We start from the raw sequence: 18266 nt of genomic DNA on the forward strand, positions 1-18266 counted from the left end.
TCAGCTCCCTCGGTAGGTGGTGTAGCCGTACCGGCTCAGCAGCAACGGCACGTGGTAGTGACGATTCGGGTCGTGCACGTGGAAGGCGATCGTGATCTCCGGGAAGAAGCAGTCGCCGCCCAGGTAGGGCTCCACGTAGAAGAAGAGGCGGTAACCGCCGGCCTGCCAGGCGTGCATCGGCACCTCGTAACGCAGGCGGCCGTCGTCGTCGGTGCGGCCCTCGGCGATGGTGCCCCAGCCGTCGGCATCGCGGCGCTCCAGCCGGACATAGACGTCCCGGGCCGGCTCGCCGGTCACCGTGTCCAGGATGTGGGTCGAGATCCGGGCGTGGAACTCGGCCGTCACGCCGTCAGAGGGCATCGAGCACCCGCTCCAGCCGCAGCCGCGCGATCCGGCCCAGTTCCCCGGACACGATCGCCCGCTCTCCTGCGTCGTCGTTGCCGAGACGCTCCCGTGCCACAGCGAGGATCTCGGCCTGCGTGCGACCACTCGCGAAGATCAGGAACACGTGCCCGAACCGGGCCTCATACTCCTTGTTCGCCAGGACGAGGGCGGACTTGGTCTCCTCGTCAGCGCTGACCGCCGCGGCCGACTGCTCCACCCGGGACCAGGCGGCCTCCTTGGACTGCCCGGCGGCGCGCTCGCCGATGCGTGGATGAGCGGACAGCCCACGCAGCACATCGGACCAGCTCAGCGCCCGCGACGCCGCGTCGGCGGAGGCGAGGATCGCGGCCCGGTCGGCATAGGGCCGGCCCGCGGCTATCCGGGCGCCCCAGGCGGGCGCCGCGCAGCAGGCGAGCAGCTCCTCCTCCAGACGCTCCGTGGGCAGAGCGTTGAAGACATCGACCACACCCATCGGTCACCCCCTCGTCGATCTTGGCCAGTCAATCAGGCACGGCCCGCCGTGTGCACCGGCGGACCGAAGAATTAACAGGGCTCGTTCGTCCGCCACCCTGCCACGAAACACGCAAGAAAATCTCGCCTGTGGACGACGCCGGTGGGCGTAACAGCTTCTGTGGACAACGCCCGTTCGCGCCGGGAATGTGCTAGGCGGTGGGCGGCCTGTGGACAACCGCGGAAGTGTCACAGGGATGGGCCAGACTGGGCCCGTGCTCATCGCCGCCGACGCTCTTCCCGACCTCCCGGTCCGCCCCGTGCTGCCCCGGGTCGCCGCCACTCTCGCCGACACCGGCGCCGCCGTCCTGGTCGCTCCACCCGGCACCGGCAAGACCACGCTGGTCCCGCTGGCGCTCGCCACCGGCGGGCGGGTCATCGTGGCCGAGCCACGGCGGGTCGCCGCCCGGGCGGCCGCCCGCCGGATGGCGTCGCTGCTCGGTGAGCGCCCCGGTGGCCGGGTGGGTTATGCGGTGCGCGGCGAGCGTCAGGTGTCCCGCGAGACCGTGGTGGAGGTCGTCACCACCGGTCTCCTGGTCCGGCGCCTGCAGTCCGACCCGGAGCTCGCCGGCACCGGCACGGTGATTCTCGACGAGTGCCACGAGCGGCATCTCGACTCCGACCTGGCGCTCGCCTTCCTGGTCGAGGTGCGCGCCGCGCTCCGCCCCGACCTGCGCCTGCTCGCCACCTCGGCCACCGCGGACGCCGACCGCCTCGCCACGGTCCTCGGCGAGCCGGGCACTCCGGCGCCGGTGGTAACGGCACACGCCAAGGCCTACCCGGTCGACGTGATCTGGGCTCCCCCGGCCGGCCCGGTGACGCCACCGCACGGCCTGCGCGTCGACCCACGCCTGCTCGACCACGTGGCCGTGACGACGCGACGTGCCCTGGCCGAGGGCGACGGCGACGTCCTGGTCTTCCTGCCCGGAGCGCGGGAGATCGAGACCGTCGCCGGCCGTCTCCGCGATCTGGACGCCGACCTGGTCACGCTGCACGGCCGCCAGTCCGGCTCGGCTCAGGACGCGGCGTTGCGTGCCGGCCCACGGCGCCGGGTGGTGCTGGCCACGGCGATCGCCGAGAGCAGCCTCACGGTCCCGGGGGTCCGCGCGGTGGTCGATGCCGGGCTGAGCCGGGTGCCACGGATGGATCACGCCCGCGGCCTCGGCGCCCTGGCCACGGTGCCGGTCTCCCGTTCCAGCGCCGACCAGCGAGCCGGGCGAGCCGGCCGCGAGGCGCCCGGCCGTGTCTACCGGTGCTGGTCACCGGCCCTGCACGACCGGCTGCCCGCCCAGCCCGAGCCGGAGATCGCGGCCGCCGACCTCACCGGGTTCGCCCTGGACCTGGCTCTCTGGGGGCATCCCGACGGCGTCGGCCTCGCCCTGCCCGACCCACCGCCGGCCGGCGCCCTCCGCGCCGCCACCGCCGTGCTGCACGACCTCGGCGCACTCGATTCCGACGGCCGGGTCACCGCACGCGGCCGCGCCCTGGCCGGCGCCGGCCTCCACCCACGCTGGGCCCGCGCCCTCCTCGACGGCGCCGCCACGATCGGAGCCCGGCGCGCCGCCGAACTGGTCGCCGTCCTCGACGACGACCGGGCGACCACCGACGACGTGGTCGCCGCGTGGCGCCGCTCCCGGACCACGAACGACGCCGCCTGGCGGGCCGAGGTCCGCCGCCTCACCCACGCCATCGACCGGGCCACCCCGCCACCGCCCGCGGAGCCCACATCCCACCGCGGCACACCCACCCCATCCGACCGCAACGCGTCCATCCCAGGCGAGCCGGTCGCCCCATCCGACCGCAACGCGTCCACCCCAGGCGAGCCGGCCACCCGATCCGACCGCGACACGGCCGCCCAGGCAGCAACCGCAGGCGAGCTGGCCGCCTCAACCCGCCACGACGTACCCGCGCGGGTACCCGCCCCGAGTGAGCCCGGCGGCCCCGTGCTGGGGGACGACCTGGCGGCCGGGCTGGTGGTGGGGCTGGCATTCCCGGAGCGGGTGGCGCGGGCCCGGGAGCCGGGCGGGCGGGCGTACCTCATGGCCGGCGGAACCGCGGCCGAACTGCCGGCCGGGAGCTCGCTCGCCGGCACACCGTGGATCGTCGTCGCGAGCGCCGATCGGGCGGCCGGGGCCCGGGTGGCGCGGATCCGCAGTGCCGCGCCGATCGACGAGGAGACCGCTCGGGAGGTGGCCGCGCCGCTGCTCACCGACGCCGTCGAGATCGGCTGGATCGACGGGGACGTGGTGGCCCGGCGGGTTCAGCGTCTGGGGGCGATCACGCTGGTCTCCGGGCGGCTGAGCGATCCCGACCCGGCGCTCGTCCGGGAGGCCCTGATCACCGGGCTGCGGGAGTCGGGGCTCGGTCTGCTGACCTGGAGCCGGACCACCGGGGAACTGCGGCAGCGGTTGGCCTTCGCCCATGCGGCGCTCGGTGATCCGTGGCCGGACGTGTCCGATGCCGCGCTGCTCGCGAGCCTGGAGGATTGGCTGGATCTCGGTTCCGCCCGTCGCCGGGCCGACTTGGCGAAGCTGGACGTCGCCGCCGGGCTGCGGCGTCTCGTGCCGTGGCGAGTGGCGGGCCGGCTGGACGAGGTGGCCCCGGAACGGCTACCGGTACCGAGCGGCTCACAGGTGCGGGTCGACTACCGGGATCCGGCATCGCCGGTGCTGGCGGTGAAGGTGCAGGAGGCGTTCGGCTGGCGGGAGGCGCCACGGCTGGCCGACGGCCGGGTTCCGGTTCTGCTGCATCTGCTGTCCCCAGCCGGGCGGCCGGTGGCGGTCACCCGCGATCTCGGCTCGTTCTGGGTGCAGGGCTATCCGCAGGTGCGGGCCGAGATGCGTGGCCGCTACCCGCGTCACCCGTGGCCGGAGGATCCGACCACGGCGGAACCCACCCGCCGCACCAACCCACGCTCGCGGTGACTCAGTGCAGGCGCGCCCCTGTCGCGCCTTTGTGGTCGAGGTCCGCGTTTCGCTTCCGGCTTCTTTCTCGGTACGCGTGTCCTCGTCCCGCCCCATCAGGGCCGTCCCGTCCGGTCGGCGCGATCTTGCTGCCCGCTACGGCCTGTGCCGCGCCCGCCGGGCTCAGATCGGTTGGCCACTCCCGCATGTTCCTGCCGCTCGCCCCGGGTGGGTGGTTGCGGTTGCGGCGTACCAGGCACCCGGGGCGCCACTCCCAGCCGTCACGCCACTCCCGCCAGGCGGGTGGCTACGGCCGTGATCGCCAGACACCCGGGGCACTGCTCCCGGCCATCGCCCCAGTCGCTCCGGGTGCGTGGTTGCGGTCATGCTTCCCAGCCAGCCGTGCCGCTGCTCCCGGCCGTCACGCCGCTCGCGCCAGGCGGGTGGTGGCGCGTGATACCGGCCGCGCCACGGAACCGCCGAAGTCACTCACCGTGACCACGATCTTGGGTGCGTGAGGGTGCGTGGTACATCCGTGCCGCTCCGGAGCCTGTTTCTCGGTTGCGGGTGGCCGCGATGTCGAGTCGCGCATTCGGATGGCTGCGGCGTCACCCCGACTCACCGGCGATCTTGGGCGATAGTGGCCGTCGGGCCGATCTTGATTCCCGGCTGTTGCCCGGCGGCCAACCATCGCCCATGATCCATTTCCGCTGGAAGACCTTGGGGTATCGGATACATCCGGGAGTATTCTTCTTGGCTGCCCACGGCCGAATCCGCAATCCCTCGACAGCAGGACGCCTCACCCGGAGCGATCTTGAACGATTTACCACCCGAGGCGGTGGTAAATCGTTCAAGATCGCACAACAGCGGCAGGCAAAGCGGGCGAAACGGGCGACTGTTTCCGGCGAAAGCCCCATTTCCGCCTAGCGCGGCGGACGGCGCCCCCCATTTGGCGGTTCGCCCGACCGGGCGCTTGACGGAGAACCGCGAACGCCCAAGAAGGAGACTCCCGGATGGCCACAATGGCGCAAGATCGCGCGCTCGGTGACGATCACCCAAGATTCACATCGGCGCCTGCGGATGACTTGCGCGGCCGACGATGACCGGCCGAACCTCGCGGCGAAGACGGGAAACACGCGAACAAGCGACTCGACATCCACCCCGGCGACAACCGAAAACGAGACTCTCCGGCTACCTCGATCCTCCACAAGAGCCGGTGAACCGGGTCCCTCGCTCATGCGGAGTGCCGGCCGGCCGGGCTTTCGGCGGTGAACGCACACTAAAACCACCACGTGGACGGCCATCGCCCCGATAGGGCACGTAGACGACCACGACACCACCACCGTGCGCGCCCACCCTCACGTAAGCGCGACCACCCGCCCAGAGGGAACGGCGTGACGGCCGGGAGCGGGCAGCCCCGTGCCTGGAAAGCAAAACCGCAACCACCCACCCAGGGTGGCCGGCGCAACGGCCGCAAGCAGGCAACTCCGTGCCTGGGAAGCAACACCGCAACCACCCACCCAGCCCGACCGGCGTGACGGCCGCAAGCAGGCAACTCCGTGTCTGGGAAGCAAACCGCGACCGCCCGCCCAGGGTGGCCGGCGCAACGGCCGCGAGCAGACAACCCCCCGTGCCTGGGAAGCAAACCGCGACCGCCCGCCCAGGGTGGCCGGCGCAACGGCCGCGAGCAGACAACCCCCCGTGCCTGGGAAGCAAACCGCGACCGCCCGCCCAGGGTGGCCGGCGCAACGGCCGCGAGCAGACAACCCCCCGTGCCTGGGAAGCAAACCGCGACCGCCCGCCCAGGGTGGCCGGCGCAACGGCCGCGAGCAGACAACCCCCCGTGCCTGGGAAGCAAACCGCGACCGCCCGCCCAGGGTGGCCGGCGCAACGGCCGCGAGCAGACAACCCTCCGCGCCTGGGAAGCAAGAGCGGGACCACCGCACCGGGCCACCGGCGCTACCGCAGAGGGCAACCCGGAAGCCCGGCCGGCAACACCGCGACCACCCACCCAGCGGGAGCGAAAGCAGCGGGTGGCAGGCGCCCGGGCACCGATCTCCGCCCGGCGGGCGCGGCACAGGCCGAAGTAGGCAGCAGGATCGCGCCGACCGGACGGGACGGCCCTGAAAAGGCGGGACAAGGACACTCGTACAAGACCGCGAAAGATCTCTAGTCGGTGGGTGAGGGGCCCAGTTGGGCGAGCGGTACGGGAGCCCCGAAGAGGTAGCCCTGGCCCAGTGGGCAGCCCAGTTCCTCCAGGGCCGCGGAACGCTCGGGGGTCTCCAGGCCCTCGGCCACCACGGTGATGCCGAGTTCGGCGCAGATGGACAGCACCGAACGGCACAGGGCGCCGGAACGGTCCGAGGCGCTGGACACGTCGGTCAGGGTGGAGTCGAGTTTGACGATGTCGACCGGGATGGCGTGGAGTTGGGCGAGGGCGTTGAAGCCGCTGCCGAAGTCGTCGAGTGCCACCCGTACGCCCAAGGCTCTGAGCCTGCCCACGACGGCGGCCGCGCGGGGCAGGTCGGGGATGCGCAGCGTCTCGGTGATCTCGATGACCAGGCGGGCGGCCGGCACCCCGTGCCGGGCCAGGGCGGCGGTCACCGCGTCTTCCAGGCCCTGCTGGCCGAGCCGGCCGGCGGAGACGTTGACGTGCAGGTCGATCGGGCGGCCGAAGCGTTCGGCCAGGACCGCGGCGTCGGCGCACGCCCGGTCGAGGACGAAGTCGTCGATGGCGGCGACCAGGCCGGTGCGTTCGGCCATCGTGACGAAGACGTCGGGGTGGACCGGGCCGGCCACCGGGTCGGTCCAGCGGGCGAGGGCCTCCACCGCGACGGTCGCGCTGTCGCCGAGCCGCACGATCGGCTGGTAGTGGACTTCGAACCCGGCTTCGGCCGGGCTGCCGCCGTCGGCGAGGGCGCCCGCCAGCAGTTGGGGCAGGTCGGCGTTGGGGCCGGAGTCGCGGCGGCCGGTGTAGCGGATGAGGGCACCCTTGCCGCGGCGCTTGACCGCGTACATCGCGGCGTCGGCGCGGCGCAGCAGCAGGTCGGCGGAGAGCCGGTCGCCCGGTTCCGCCGCGACCAGGCCGATGCTGACGCCGACGCCGACCGAGCGGCCGTCGATGAGGTACGGCTCCCGCAGCGCCGCCAGCAGCCGTTGCCCGATCGCCTCGGCCTCCACGGCCCAGCTCTCCCCCACCGGCCCCGCCTCATCAGCCGAGGACGCCGAGGACGCCGAGGACGCCGGGGAAGTCGGCGGCCCGCCGTTCAGCTGATGGGAGGCGGGCCTGCGGGACGACGGGACGTGCGGCAGGACGGGCTCGGTGGCGCGCGAGGGCCCGTCCACGGAACGGCCGAGCGGCTGACCGGGCGCGCCGGGGCCGCTCGTCACCCGTACCCCCGCGGCGGAGAGGATGTAGCGACGGCCTCGCGCCGCCGCCCCCCAGCGGGACCGGAGACGGCGTCGCGGCGCGGGCGCGGGCTGGGGCGACTGGTCGAGGACGACCGCGAACTCGTCGCCGCCCAGCCGGGCCACCAGGTCCTGCGGGCGGACGCAGGCCCGCATCCGCTCGCCGATGGCGTGCAGCACCCGGTCGCCCATGGCGTGCCCGAACGTGTCGTTGATGAGTTTGAAGTCGTCGAGGTCGGCGAAGAGGACGGCGACCGGCACCCCGTGCTGGTGGTGGGCGTCGATGGCGAGTACCAGGCGTTCGCGGAACAGCGCGCGGTTGGCCAGGCCGGTGAGCGGGTCGTGGTACGCCTGATGGTGCAACCGCCGCTGGGTTTCCGCGACCCGGTCGAACAGGACGGTGTTGTCCACGATGGTGATCATCTGCCGGGTCACCACGAGGGCCAGGCCGAGCCAGCCGAGGTAGGCCTCGAACGGCGTGAGCGCGCTGCCCGCCACCGTTCCCGCCACCAGCACCGCCCCGGTCACCAGCACCGGCCCGTACGGGAGGAGCAGGTGGAACCAGTCCCGCTGGAGCAGTTCGGCGGACGGCCGGGTGAGCGCCGGACGGCTGGGGCTGAGCGCGGCCAGCGCGATGAACGCCGGCCCCATCAGATGTCCGGCGTTCTCCAGCCCGAGAAGCCAGGCCGACCCACCGTCGAGGAGCCGGATCGCGTCGGCTGCGCCGAAGGCGACGAGCGCCACCGCGACGAGCCGCAGCGGCCGCCGCCCGGCGGGTGAGTCGGGCCGGGTGGTGAGCAGCAGCACCGCCATGGTGACCAGGATCAGGTCGGCGATGACGTAGCCGAGCAGGGCCGTCCCGGTGAGGTCGCCGAGCGGGTCGCCGGGGATCATCGACCGGACCAGGGCGAGCACCGAGCCGGTGATCAGCACGCTGTCGATGACGAGGGCGATCTGGTCGCGCAGCGGTGACGTCGGCACCGGCCGCGGCCGGGTGTGCACGGCGCCGAGCAGGCCGAGCAGCATGCAGGCGGGCAGCACCAGGTAGCCGATGCCGTACACGGCCGGCGGCGGGTCGCCGAGCGCCCACCACACGCGGGTGAGCGTCCAGACGGCCAGTCCGGCCGCGGCGAACAGCCGCCATTGGCGCGGGAAGCCGGTCCGGCCGCGGCCGACGGCGATGCACACCGTGGCCGCGACGACCCCGGCGGTCAGCTGGGCCGTGGCGGTGAAGTGGCGTGGGGTGCCGAGGACGAGTTCACCGAACGCGACCAGGCCCAGGATCAGCGCCGTGGTGATGACTGCCACGAGAGCCACCTTCTGACAGGGGAGCGGGTCAGTCCCCGGCTGTCACGTCGGCGACTACCACCGTCACATTGTCCGGCCCACCGCCACGGAGCGCGAGATCGATGAGACGCTCTGCGCACTGCTTGGGATCCTGGACAGTGCGCAGCTCCTCTTCGAGGACCGGGTCCGGCACCACACCGGTGAGCCCGTCGCTGCACAGCATCCAGCGGTCGCCCGGCTGCGGCTCGACGATGACGTAGGCCGGAGTCACCGGCTCTCCCTGGAGAACCCGGGTGACGACGGCCCGCCGCGGATGGGCGGCCGCCTCCTCCGGTTTGATCAGTCCCTGGTCGACGAGCATCTGGACGTACGTGTCGTCCTTGGTGAGCTGGTTGAGGCGGCCGTCGCGCAACAGGTACGCACGGGAGTCTCCGACGTGGGCCATGGCGGCCCGTTCGCCGTTGAAGAGGACCGCCGTCAGCGTGGTGCCCATGCCGGCGAGGGAGGGGTCGGCGGCCACCTGTTCGGCGATCCGGCCGTTGGCCAACTCCAGCCCGCGGTGCAGGGCGTCCATCTGATGCTCGGTGTCGATCGGGGTGTCGAGCGAGACCATGGCTTCGATGGCGATCCGGCTGGCCAGATCGCCGGCGGCCATGCCGCCCATGCCGTCCGCGACGACGAGAAGCCAATCACCGGCGTAGTGACAGTCCTCGTTGTTGCTCCGGACGTGTCCTTGGTCGGTCACGGCCGCCCACCGGAGGTGCAAGGTCATGGCGTGCAGCCTGCCAGGTCGGCGCCAGCCTGTCTGCACGTGGTGGGCGGCATGTCGCACATGTCGTTGCTGAAAATACACTCAACCCCGCTCAAGCGGGCGCCCGAGGCACCGTGGATCGATTTCGGTGACGGTGCGTGTCGGTGCGATCCACTGGAGTGCGGATGCCTCGACCGGCCATCCCCGGACGGTGACGCCGCTCTCCGGCGGCTGTGCCGCCTGCGGGCAGAGGGTCTTGGAGCGGACCTCGCCGTTCGGGATGAAGATCACCTCGCCGGTGGGCTGGAGCACGGTGGTGGAGGTGTCGTCGACCGCGATCAGCTGGCCGCGGACGACCCGGACCGGCTCCTTCTCCGGCGTCACCTCGACGGCACTGTCCGGCAGCACGGGGGCGCGCAGGAAGACGACGCCGACCACGAACGGCATGGCGAAGGCCGCCGCCACGGCGGGCCAGTGGGTGGCGATCCGGGCCCATCGCTCCGGCACCGGGCCGGTCAGGAGAGGACCGAAGAACGGGGGTACGGCGAGGAGCACCGCGGTCGCCCACTCCCCGGCACGGACCGCCGCCACCACCGCCGGCCAGACGAAGAGCCAGACCAGGATCCCGGTGAGGACCGGTACGCCGAGGGTGAGCCACCACATCACCCACGGATCCCCCGGCTCGCCCTGCACCGCGGTGAGCCCGAGGATGGCGACGATCAGCATCATGAGCAGCGGCAGCATCCGTAGCTGCCAGGTGAAGGCGGCGATCCCGGTGGCGATCACCACCACCCAGCCGGGCATCCGCAGGGCGGTCACCGCGAGGAACGAGTTGGCGGTCCGCCCCGGGACGCTGACCAGCAGGATGCCGCCGAGCACCCGGATCAGCAGGATGGCGGCCGGGATGGTCCAGCTCAGTGTGATGAAGAGCGCGCCGAGCATGCCGAGCGGGTTGATGTACTGCACGAGCAGCAGCATGGTGGGCAGGTCCTGCCGGCTGAGGTACCACAACCGCAGCACGAGCAGCAGCAGCGGGAAGCCGGGCAGGACGGCGAGCAGCCAGTTCAGCTCGGCGCGGTAGCTCTTCCGGGGCAGCGGCCGGTCCTTGCTGACGGCGCCGGTGTGGATCTCGATCTCGCTCATCCGAGCGGGTCCTCCCACGGCAGCCAGCGCACGTCGGGCCGCTCGGCCCTCGGCTGGTGGGCCACCGCGATCGGGGTGCCGCCGTTGTCTTCCACCTCGACCTGGAAGTTGCGGTCGTAGGCCTCCTCCCAGCGGCTGTCCTTGGGGTCCGCCCAGGAGCGGTAGAAGGTGAGGTCGACGAGTTCCTTCAGGGCCGGGTTCTCTCCGACGTTGACGCCCCAGCGCTCGGTGGTGTCCAGCCCGAGGTCGAAGTGCGAGTACTTGTCGGGGAACTGGTGCTTCCAGCCGGCGAGGATCGCGGCGTCGGTGCTGACCGCCTCGACCTGCCGGGTGTCGAGCAGCGCGAAACACTCCCGGACCCGGTTCTTACGGACCACGACGGCCCTCACACGGTCGAGCACCGACTGGCTCGTCGAGGTGGACAGACTGCAGACGTTCTTGCCCGCCAGATCCTCCAGCGCGGAGACCGGCGAGTGGTCCTTCAGGGTCACGACGGACTGCTCGGTGTCGAGATACCCCTGGGAGAAGGTCACCCCGGCCATCTCCTCGCGCGCCTCGGTGATGCTGTAACTGGCGATCACCATCTGCACCGTCACCCGCTCGCCGGAGACCGGATCGTTGGCCTGCATCCGGGCCCGGTCCTCGCTCTCCATGCCGTAGAACCGCACGTCCTCCCGGCGGAACCCGAGATCCTCCGCGATCATGTACGCCACGTCGATGTCGAAACCGGACCACTGTTTCGTGACCGGGTTGTAGTAGGCCGTACCGAACTGGTCGTCCTTGACCCCGATCTTCAGCTCGGTCCAGGTGTCGACGCCGGCCTGCTCGCGCAGCTCGGCCACCGACGGCGGCCCGCCCACGAACAGCCGGCCCAGCACCACCGCGATGGTGATCACGATGAGCAGCCCGAGCCCGGCCAGCCGCCACACCTTGAACCGGTACTCCCGGTCCACCACGATGGCGTTCTGGACCTCGGTGATGACCTCCTCGATCACCTCCTGCTGGGCGAGCGTCTGCGAGGCGATCTCCTCGGCGGTCGGCTCGGGCTGCCCCGGCGCCGGGGGCGGCGGGGTGCGCAGCAACTGCCGGACCAGCTCCGGCGCCATCTGGAGCTGCCGGGGCAGCCGCCACTGTTGGCCTGGCGGCCTGTTCGTGTCCCCCATCGACCCGTCCCTTCGCTCCTGAGGAGCTTCTGACGAGTCATGGTGCACGACGGTGTCAGGGAACGGGGTCCCCGGTACCGAACGGGACACCGGGACGGCACCGGGCGAGCCGGCCCGCGGTGAGCCGCAGCCCGGCCCGCAGCCCGTGCCGGTCGATCGCCTGCAACGCGTAGGCGCTGCACGTAGGCGTGTACCGGCAGCGGGTGGGCAGCTTCGGGGAGACCTTCCGGTAGCCGTGGATCGCGCCGACCACGACGCGCTCCGACCGGCTCTTTTCGAAGAACAGCACCGAGGACAGCCGCACCATGGTGCTCAGCGAGAAGCAGTCACAGCCGGGGATGTCACAGTCACAGCCCGGGTCGCAGTTGTCCCACCAGTGCGACTTTTTCTTCTTCTTCCGCGATTTCCGCACGCTCACGAGCACATGATGGCGGATCGCCGCACGTCAGCGAACCGCGACGACGGCGGCGCTCTCCGGCGGCAGGACGAGCCGGTCCCGCTCGACGACCACGCCGGGCGAGGTGGCCAGCAGCACCGATCGGGGCAGCGCCGGCACGCTGACCGTCTGGGGCGTGTCCGCCAGGTTGGCGGCCACCACGCTGGGCCCGCGGCGGATCACCACGTGCCGGTCGCCGTGCCGGACCTCGACCCTGTGCAGCCACGGGTCGGTGAGGCCGGGGGTGCTCCGGCGCAGCCGGATCAGCTTCCGGTACAGCTCCAGGATCTCGGCGTGGCCGGGTTTCTGGAGCTCGGACCAGTCGAGTTTGGAGCGCTCGAAGGTGGCCGGGTCCTGTGGGTCGGGCACGTCGGCCTCGGCCCACCCGTGCCGGGCGAACTCCCTACGTCGCCCGTTCTGCACGGCGGCGGCCAGGTCGGGCTCCGGGTGGCTGGTGAAGTACTGCCAGGGGCTGCCGGCCGCCCACTCCTCGCCCATGAAGAGCATCGGCGTGAACGGTGCGGTGAGCAGCAGGGTGGCGGCCACTTTCAGCAGGCCGGGCGAGAGGGTGGCGGCGAGCCGGTCGCCGATCGCCCGGTTGCCGATCTGGTCGTGGTTCTGGAGGAAGGCGACGAACCGGTGCCCGGGGGTGCGCTGCCGGTCGACCGGGCGGCCGTGCCGGCGGCCGCGGAACGACGACCAGGTGCCGGCGTGGAAGAACGCGCCCTCCAGCACGGTACGCAGGCAGTCGAGCGATCCGAAGTCCCCGTAGTAGCCCTGGCGCTCGCCGGTGAGCAGGGTGTGCAGCGCGTGGTGCACGTCGTCGTCCCACTGCGCGTGCAGGCCGAACCCGCCCGCCTCGCGCGGGGTGATCAGCTTGGGGTCGTTGAGGTCGGACTCGGCGATCAGCGACAGCGGCCGCCGCAGCTCGGTGGCGAGGGTCTCGACCTCGACCGCCATCTCCTCGAGCAGGTGCACGGCGCCCTCGTCGTGCAGCGCGTGCACGGCGTCCAGCCGCAGACCGTCGACGTGGTAGTCGCGCAGCCACATCAGCACGCTGTCGATGATGTAGCGGCGCACGTGGCCGGAGCCCGGGCCGTCCAGGTTGACCGTGCTGCCCCAGGGGTTGCTGCCGCTGCCCAGATAGGGGGCGAACATCGGCGCGTACGCCCCGGAGGGGCCGAAGTGGTTGTAGACGACGTCCAGCACGACGCCGAGACCCCGGGCGTGCGCGGCGTCGACGAGGCGTTTCAGGCCGTCGGGTCCCCCGTACGCCTCGTGCGGCGCGAACCAGCAGACCCCGTCGTAGCCCCAGTTGCGGGTGCCGTTGAAGGCGTTGACCGGCAGCAGCTCGACCAGGTCGACACCGAGGTCGACGAGGTGGTCCAGCCGCTCGATCGCCGCGTCGAACGTGCCCTCCGGCGTGAACGTGCCGACGTGCAGCTCGTAGAGCACCGAGCCGGGCAGCTGCCGGCCGGTCCACGCCTGGTCGGTCCAGGCGAAGGTGGAGTGGTCGTAGAGCCGGCTCAGGCCGTGCACCCCGTCCGGCTGCCAGGGCGACCGCGGGTCCGGCAGCGGCTGCTCCCGGCCCTCCAGGAGGAAGCCGTAGGAGGCGTCGGCGGGCGCCGGCACGTCGGCCCGCCACCAGCCGTCCGCACCGGCCTCCATGGCGTGGTCGTGGTCGCCGAGGCGCAGCCTGACCCGCTTCTCCGGAGCCCATACCTCGAAGACAGTCATTCCTTCACCAGGAGAGCGACGGGATAGGTGTGCAACAGCTCGGCCACCGGCAGGCGATTCCCACCGTAGCTGGTGTTAGTGAACACTTCCGTCCAACTGTGACCGTCCAGTGACAGGCTGGTATCCCCCCAGCTGCCGTGCCGTGACAATCCGATCGGCAGCCGGGTGGCCACCGCGACCACGCCGCCGCGGTCGAAGGCGACCGCGTGGTGCCCGGCCCGCCCTTCCGCGTAGACCGGCCGGTAGGAGCCGAACAGCTCGGGCCGCTGCCGGCGCAGCCGCAGCACCCGGCTGGCGACCAGCAGCTTGGCCGCGCCGGTCGCGTCCACCGGCGGCAGCCAGCCGTCGTCGATGCGGTTGAGCAGGGCACGGCGCCCGGCGAAGTCGACCGGCCGCCGGTTGTCCGGGTCGACCAGCGAGTGGTCCCACAGCTCGGTGCCCTGGTAGACGTCCGGCACGCCGGGCATGGTGAGCTGGAGGAGCTTCTGACCGAGCGAGTTGGACCAGCCGGGCGGGGTGATGGAGGCGGCGAAGTCGGCGACCTCACGGTGCAGGGCCGGATCGTCGTAGATCCGGTCGACCATCTGCCGCAGGGCGGTCTCGAAGGACTCGTCGGGGCGCAGCCAGGAGGTTCCGGTCCCGGCTTCCCGGGCGGCCTTCTCGGCGTACGCCTGGAGCCTCTCCCGGGAGATCGGCCAGGCGCCCACCGCGACCTGCCAGATCAGATGGGCCAGCGACGGGTCCGGGAGCGGAGCGAACCGGATCCACCGGCGCACCACCTCGGTCCAGTCGCCCGGCACCTCGGCGAGAACCGCGAGGCGGGCCCGGACGTCCTCGCCGCGTTTGGTGTCGTGGGTGGCCAGCGCGGTCATCGAGCCGGGCCACTCCTGCCGGCGCTCCAGGGCGGCCTCGTGGAACTCGTCGGGGGTGGCGCCGAACCTGGCCGGATCGCTGCCCACCTCGTTGCGGGCCACGAACCGGGTCCATCGGTAGAACGCGTTGTCCTCCACGCCCTTGGCCATCACCGCGCCGGTGAACTGCTGGAACCGGATGGCGAGTTCGTCGGTGGGGTTGCGCAGGCGCGCGGTGAGCTGGTCGAGCGCGCTGATCAGGTGTGGCCGGCGACGGCCCGCCTCGGACCGGGCCTGGGCCAGGTGCCGGGACCCGGCCGGCAGGTAGGAGCGGTAGACCGGGAAGCAGGCGGCCAGCTCGGCGAGGGCCCGGGGAGCGTCCTCGACCGTCGGCGCCAGATCGGCCAGACGGGTCAGCTCGGCGGCCAGGCACCCGGTGGCGACCGCGTACTTGGCCTGGTGGACCAGGTCCTGCCAGGAGGTGGTGACACCGGTCAGGTGGCGGTCCAGGGTGTCGAAGAAGGCCTCCGTGGCGGTGTCCACGAAGACGCCGTTCAGCAGGCACATCGCGTCGTAGCCGGTGCTGCCGTCGACCGGCCAGGCGGGGAGCCGCTCGCCCGGTTCGAGGATCTTCTCCACCACGATCCAGGCGTCCGGGGCGGCCTCCCGCAGCCGGGCGAAGTACCCGGCGGGGTCCCGCAGCCCGTCCGGGTGGTCGACCCGGATGCCCTGCGCGATGCCCTCCCGGTACCAGCGCAGGATCTCGGCGTGGGTGGCGTCGAAGACCTCCGGATCGTCGACGCGCAGGCCGGCCAGGTCGGTGATGGCGAAGAAGCGGCGGTAGTTCAGCTCGGTGTCGCCGCGGGTCCAGTTGACCAGCTCGTAGTGCTGCCGGTCGTGGACCTGCCGTGGCGTGCCGTCGCCGGTGCCGTCGGCGATCGGGAACCGCTTGTCGAAGTACCGCAGCTCGCCGTCTTCGGCGCGCAGATCGTCGAGGGCGTCCGGGGAGTCGGCCAGCACCGGGATGAGCAGCCGGCCGCGCGACCAATCGATGTCGTAGAAATGGGAAAAGTCAGACTTCTGGCCTCGACGAAGTATGTCCCACCATGTGGGGTTCAGATGTGGGACAGCGATCCCGGCGTGGTTGGGCACGATGTCGACGACCAGACCGAGGCCGGCCGCCTTCAGCGCGCGGCTGAGACGCAGCAGCCCGTCGGCGCCGCCCAGGGCCGGGTTCACCGACGAGTGGTCGACCACGTCGTAGCCGTGTTCGGAGCCGGGCGCCGCCGTCAGCAACGGGGCCGAGTAGAGGTGGCTCACCCCGAGATCGGCGAGGTAGTCGACGAGTTCGGCGGTGACGTGCAGGGGGAAATCGGGGCGGACCTGAACGCGATAGGTACCGCTCGGCCTGTTGTCGGGCATCACACCGTCCTGTCCAGCACGATGAGGGACCGATCCGGCACCCAGATCCTGTGCCCAGCCTCCACGACGGCCGGACGGTGCGGGGACGGATCAGCGGTTTCGATGACCTTCTCCCACTTCTCCCCGTACTCGGCGGGAGGAGTGGTGAATTCGAGCGGCGCGTCGTGCGCGTTGAAGAAGAGCAGGAACGAGCTGTCCACGTGACGCTGGCCGTACTGGCCGCGCTCGCGGATGCCCTCGCCGTTGACGAAGAGCGCCACCGCCCGGCCGAAGTCGTTGCCCCAGTCGTCGCCGGCCATCTGCCGGCCGTCCGGGGTGAACCACTCCAGGTCGGGCAGCGGGTCGCCGCCACCGCGGGCGGTCACCGGCAGGCCGGTGAAGAACCGGCGGCGCTGGAAGACCTGGTGCCGGTGCCGGAACGCGGTCACCTTGCGGGCGAACTCCAGCAGCTGCTCGTCGGCGTTCTGCCAGTCGATCCAGCTCAGCTCGGTATCCTGGCAGTACGCGTTGTTGTTGCCCTGCTGGGTGCGGCCCATCTCGTCGCCGTGCGAGATCATCGGCACGCCCTGGCTGAGCATCAGGGTGGCCAGGAAGTTACGCCGTTGCCGGGCCCGCAGCGCCAGGACGTTCTCGTCCTTGGTGGGGCCCTCGATACCGCAGTTCCAGGACCGGTTGTGGCTCTCGCCGTCCCGGTTGTCCTCACCGTTGGACTGGTTGTGTTTGTCGTTGTAGGTCACCAGGTCGTTGAGGGTGAACCCGTCGTGCGCCGTCACGAAGTTGATCGAGTGGAAGGGTTTACGGCCGTCGTCCTGGTAGAGGTCGGCCGAGCCGGTGATCCGCGACGCGAACTCGGCCAGGGTGGCCGGCTCGCCGCGCCAGAAGTCGCGGACCGTGTCCCGGTACTTGCCGTTCCACTCGGTCCAGTTCGGCGGGAAGTTGCCGACCTGGTAGCCGCCCGGCCCGACGTCCCACGGCTCGGCGATCAGCTTCACCTGGCCGACCACCGGATCCTGCTGCACCACCTCGAAGAACGTCGACAGCCGGTCCACGTCGTAGAACTCACGGGCCAGCGTCGAGGCGAGGTCGAACCGGAAGCCGTCGACGTGCATCTCGGTGACCCAGTACCGCAACGAGTCCATGATCAGCTGGAGGCTCTGCGGGCTGCGCACGTTCAGGCTGTTACCCGTACCGGTGTAGTCCATGTAGAACTGGGGCTGATCGTCCACCAGCCGGTAGTAGGTCCGGTTGTCGATGCCCTTCAGCGAGAGCGTCGGGCCCAGGTGGTTGCCCTCGGCCGTGTGGTTGTAGACGACGTCGAGGATGACCTCCATGCCGGCCGCGTGCAGCGCCTTCACCATGCCGCGGAACTCCTGGGTCTGCTGCCCGAGCGAGCCCATCGCCGAATAGCCGTGGTACGGCGCGAAGAACCCGAGCGTGTTGTAGCCCCAGTAGTTGCGCAGCCCCAGATCGTGCAGCCGGTTGTCGTGCACGAACTGGTGGACCGGCATCAGTTCGACCGCGGTCACGCCGAGGCTCTTCAGGTGCTCGATGATCGCCGGGTGGCCGATCGCCGAGTAGGTGCCGCGCATGTCCCGCGGGATGTCCGGGTGCGCCTGGGTGAGCCCCTTGACGTGGGTCTCGTAGATGACCGAGTGGTGGTACGGGATGTCCGGCCGCCGGTCGTTGCCCCAGTCGAAGTACGGGTTCACCACCACGCCCTTGGGCATGTACCGCGCCGAGTCCAGATCCGACATCTGGTCCGGGTTGTCGAAGTCGTACGCGTACAGCGAAGGATGCCAGTCGATGTCCGAGTCCACCGCCCGCGCGTACGGGTCGATGAGCAGTTTGTGCGGATTGCACCGGAGCCCGCGATGTGGCTCGTACGGGCCGTAGACGCGGTAGCCGTACCGCTGCCCCGGCTCCACCCCGGGCAGGTACGCGTGCCAGACGAACGCGTCCTGCTCGTGGAGTTGCACCTTCCGCTCGTTGCCGGCGGGGTCGAACAGGCAGAGCTCGACCGCCTCGGCCACCTCGGAGAAGATCGCGAAATTCGTGCCCGTCCCGTCGTAAGTAGCGCCCAGCGGGTACCGGTGACCAGGCCAGACCTGCATATCGTGCTCCCGCCCCTCGGCCGTCCGTATGATCGCGGTCGGCGGGCGAATCCATGCCCATCCGTGGGACCGGCTAACCCTGCGCGGCCGCGTCAGAGGTCATTCTCGCGGACTTCACTGCTAACGTCGGCCCGACTGTCCGGTTAGCCACTGATATCTC

11 protein-coding genes are annotated in these 18266 nt (G+C 71.4%); 1 reads left to right on the forward strand and 10 read right to left on the reverse strand.

All coding sequences use genetic code 11. The features are described from left to right. Both uraH and uraD read right to left on the reverse strand, forming a co-directional pair. Window positions 1-360 (reverse strand): hydroxyisourate hydrolase, encoded by a 360-nt coding sequence (gene uraH, locus BJ964_RS01265; RefSeq protein ID WP_183215469.1) that lies wholly within the window; start codon window positions 358-360, stop codon window positions 1-3. Then, a complete protein-coding gene (uraD, locus tag BJ964_RS01270; RefSeq protein ID WP_188118932.1) occupies window positions 350-856 on the reverse strand; it encodes a 2-oxo-4-hydroxy-4-carboxy-5-ureidoimidazoline decarboxylase in 507 nt (168 codons plus the stop codon). Before uraD ends, uraH begins: the two co-directional genes overlap by 11 nt. 259 nt (window positions 857-1115) lie before the next feature. Here uraD and BJ964_RS01275 point away from each other — a divergent pair, with 259 nt between their 5' ends. Further along, window positions 1116-3818, forward strand: a complete 2703-nt coding sequence (locus BJ964_RS01275; protein WP_203832665.1) for an ATP-dependent RNA helicase — start codon at window positions 1116-1118, stop codon at window positions 3816-3818. Between the two features lie 2148 nt (window positions 3819-5966). Here the strand turns inward: BJ964_RS01275 and BJ964_RS01280 are convergent. From BJ964_RS01280 to glgX, 8 genes are all read right to left on the reverse strand, one after another. Then, the gene (locus tag BJ964_RS01280; RefSeq protein ID WP_188118934.1) at window positions 5967-8513 is read right to left on the reverse strand and encodes a putative bifunctional diguanylate cyclase/phosphodiesterase; all 2547 of its coding nucleotides are present in this window, start codon (window positions 8511-8513) and stop codon (window positions 5967-5969) included. 28 nt (window positions 8514-8541) lie between these two features. Further along, window positions 8542-9264 (reverse strand): PP2C family protein-serine/threonine phosphatase, encoded by a 723-nt coding sequence (locus tag BJ964_RS01285; protein ID WP_188118935.1) that lies wholly within the window; start codon window positions 9262-9264, stop codon window positions 8542-8544. Between the two features lie 81 nt (window positions 9265-9345). After that, complete coding sequence (locus BJ964_RS01290) at window positions 9346-10386, reverse strand: hypothetical protein (RefSeq protein WP_188118936.1); 1041 nt, start codon at window positions 10384-10386, stop codon at window positions 9346-9348. Beyond that, window positions 10383-11549 (reverse strand): transporter substrate-binding domain-containing protein, encoded by a 1167-nt coding sequence (locus BJ964_RS01295; RefSeq protein ID WP_188118937.1) that lies wholly within the window; start codon window positions 11547-11549, stop codon window positions 10383-10385. The genes BJ964_RS01290 and BJ964_RS01295 overlap by 4 nt, the downstream gene beginning before the upstream one ends. Window positions 11550-11604: 55 nt before the next feature. After that, complete coding sequence (yidD, locus tag BJ964_RS01300; protein WP_188126736.1) at window positions 11605-11856, reverse strand: membrane protein insertion efficiency factor YidD; 252 nt, start codon at window positions 11854-11856, stop codon at window positions 11605-11607. Window positions 11857-11994: 138 nt separating this feature from the next. Next, window positions 11995-13722 carry a malto-oligosyltrehalose trehalohydrolase gene (treZ, locus tag BJ964_RS01305; RefSeq protein WP_188118938.1) on the reverse strand — a complete coding sequence of 576 codons (1728 nt, stop codon included), beginning with the start codon at window positions 13720-13722 and terminating at the stop codon, window positions 11995-11997. Next, window positions 13719-15995 (reverse strand): malto-oligosyltrehalose synthase, encoded by a 2277-nt coding sequence (gene treY, locus BJ964_RS01310; protein ID WP_188118939.1) that lies wholly within the window; start codon window positions 15993-15995, stop codon window positions 13719-13721. The genes treZ and treY overlap by 4 nt, the downstream gene beginning before the upstream one ends. Further along, window positions 15995-18106: a glycogen debranching protein GlgX gene (gene glgX, locus BJ964_RS01315; RefSeq protein WP_188118940.1), complete on the reverse strand. Its 2112-nt coding sequence runs from the start codon at window positions 18104-18106 to the stop codon at window positions 15995-15997. Before glgX ends, treY begins: the two co-directional genes overlap by 1 nt. Window positions 18107-18266: the final 160 nt, after the last annotated feature.

It is taken from the genome of Actinoplanes lobatus, assembly GCF_014205215.1.
GTDB lineage: Bacteria > Actinomycetota > Actinomycetes > Mycobacteriales > Micromonosporaceae > Actinoplanes > Actinoplanes lobatus.

Coding starts and splice junctions, on each gene's coding strand:
- uraH (WP_183215469.1), bottom strand. CDS start 360: ATGCCCTCTGACGGCGTGACGGCCGAGTTCCACGCCCGGATCTCGACC.
- uraD (WP_188118932.1), bottom strand. CDS start 856: ATGGGTGTGGTCGATGTCTTCAACGCTCTGCCCACGGAGCGTCTGGAG.
- BJ964_RS01285 (WP_188118935.1), bottom strand. CDS start 9,264: ATGACCTTGCACCTCCGGTGGGCGGCCGTGACCGACCAAGGACACGTC.
- BJ964_RS01290 (WP_188118936.1), bottom strand. CDS start 10,386: ATGAGCGAGATCGAGATCCACACCGGCGCCGTCAGCAAGGACCGGCCG.
- BJ964_RS01295 (WP_188118937.1), bottom strand. CDS start 11,549: ATGGGGGACACGAACAGGCCGCCAGGCCAACAGTGGCGGCTGCCCCGG.
- yidD (WP_188126736.1), bottom strand. CDS start 11,856: ATGGTGCGGCTGTCCTCGGTGCTGTTCTTCGAAAAGAGCCGGTCGGAG.
- treZ (WP_188118938.1), bottom strand. CDS start 13,722: ATGACTGTCTTCGAGGTATGGGCTCCGGAGAAGCGGGTCAGGCTGCGC.
- treY (WP_188118939.1), bottom strand. CDS start 15,995: ATGCCCGACAACAGGCCGAGCGGTACCTATCGCGTTCAGGTCCGCCCC.
- glgX (WP_188118940.1), bottom strand. CDS start 18,106: ATGCAGGTCTGGCCTGGTCACCGGTACCCGCTGGGCGCTACTTACGAC.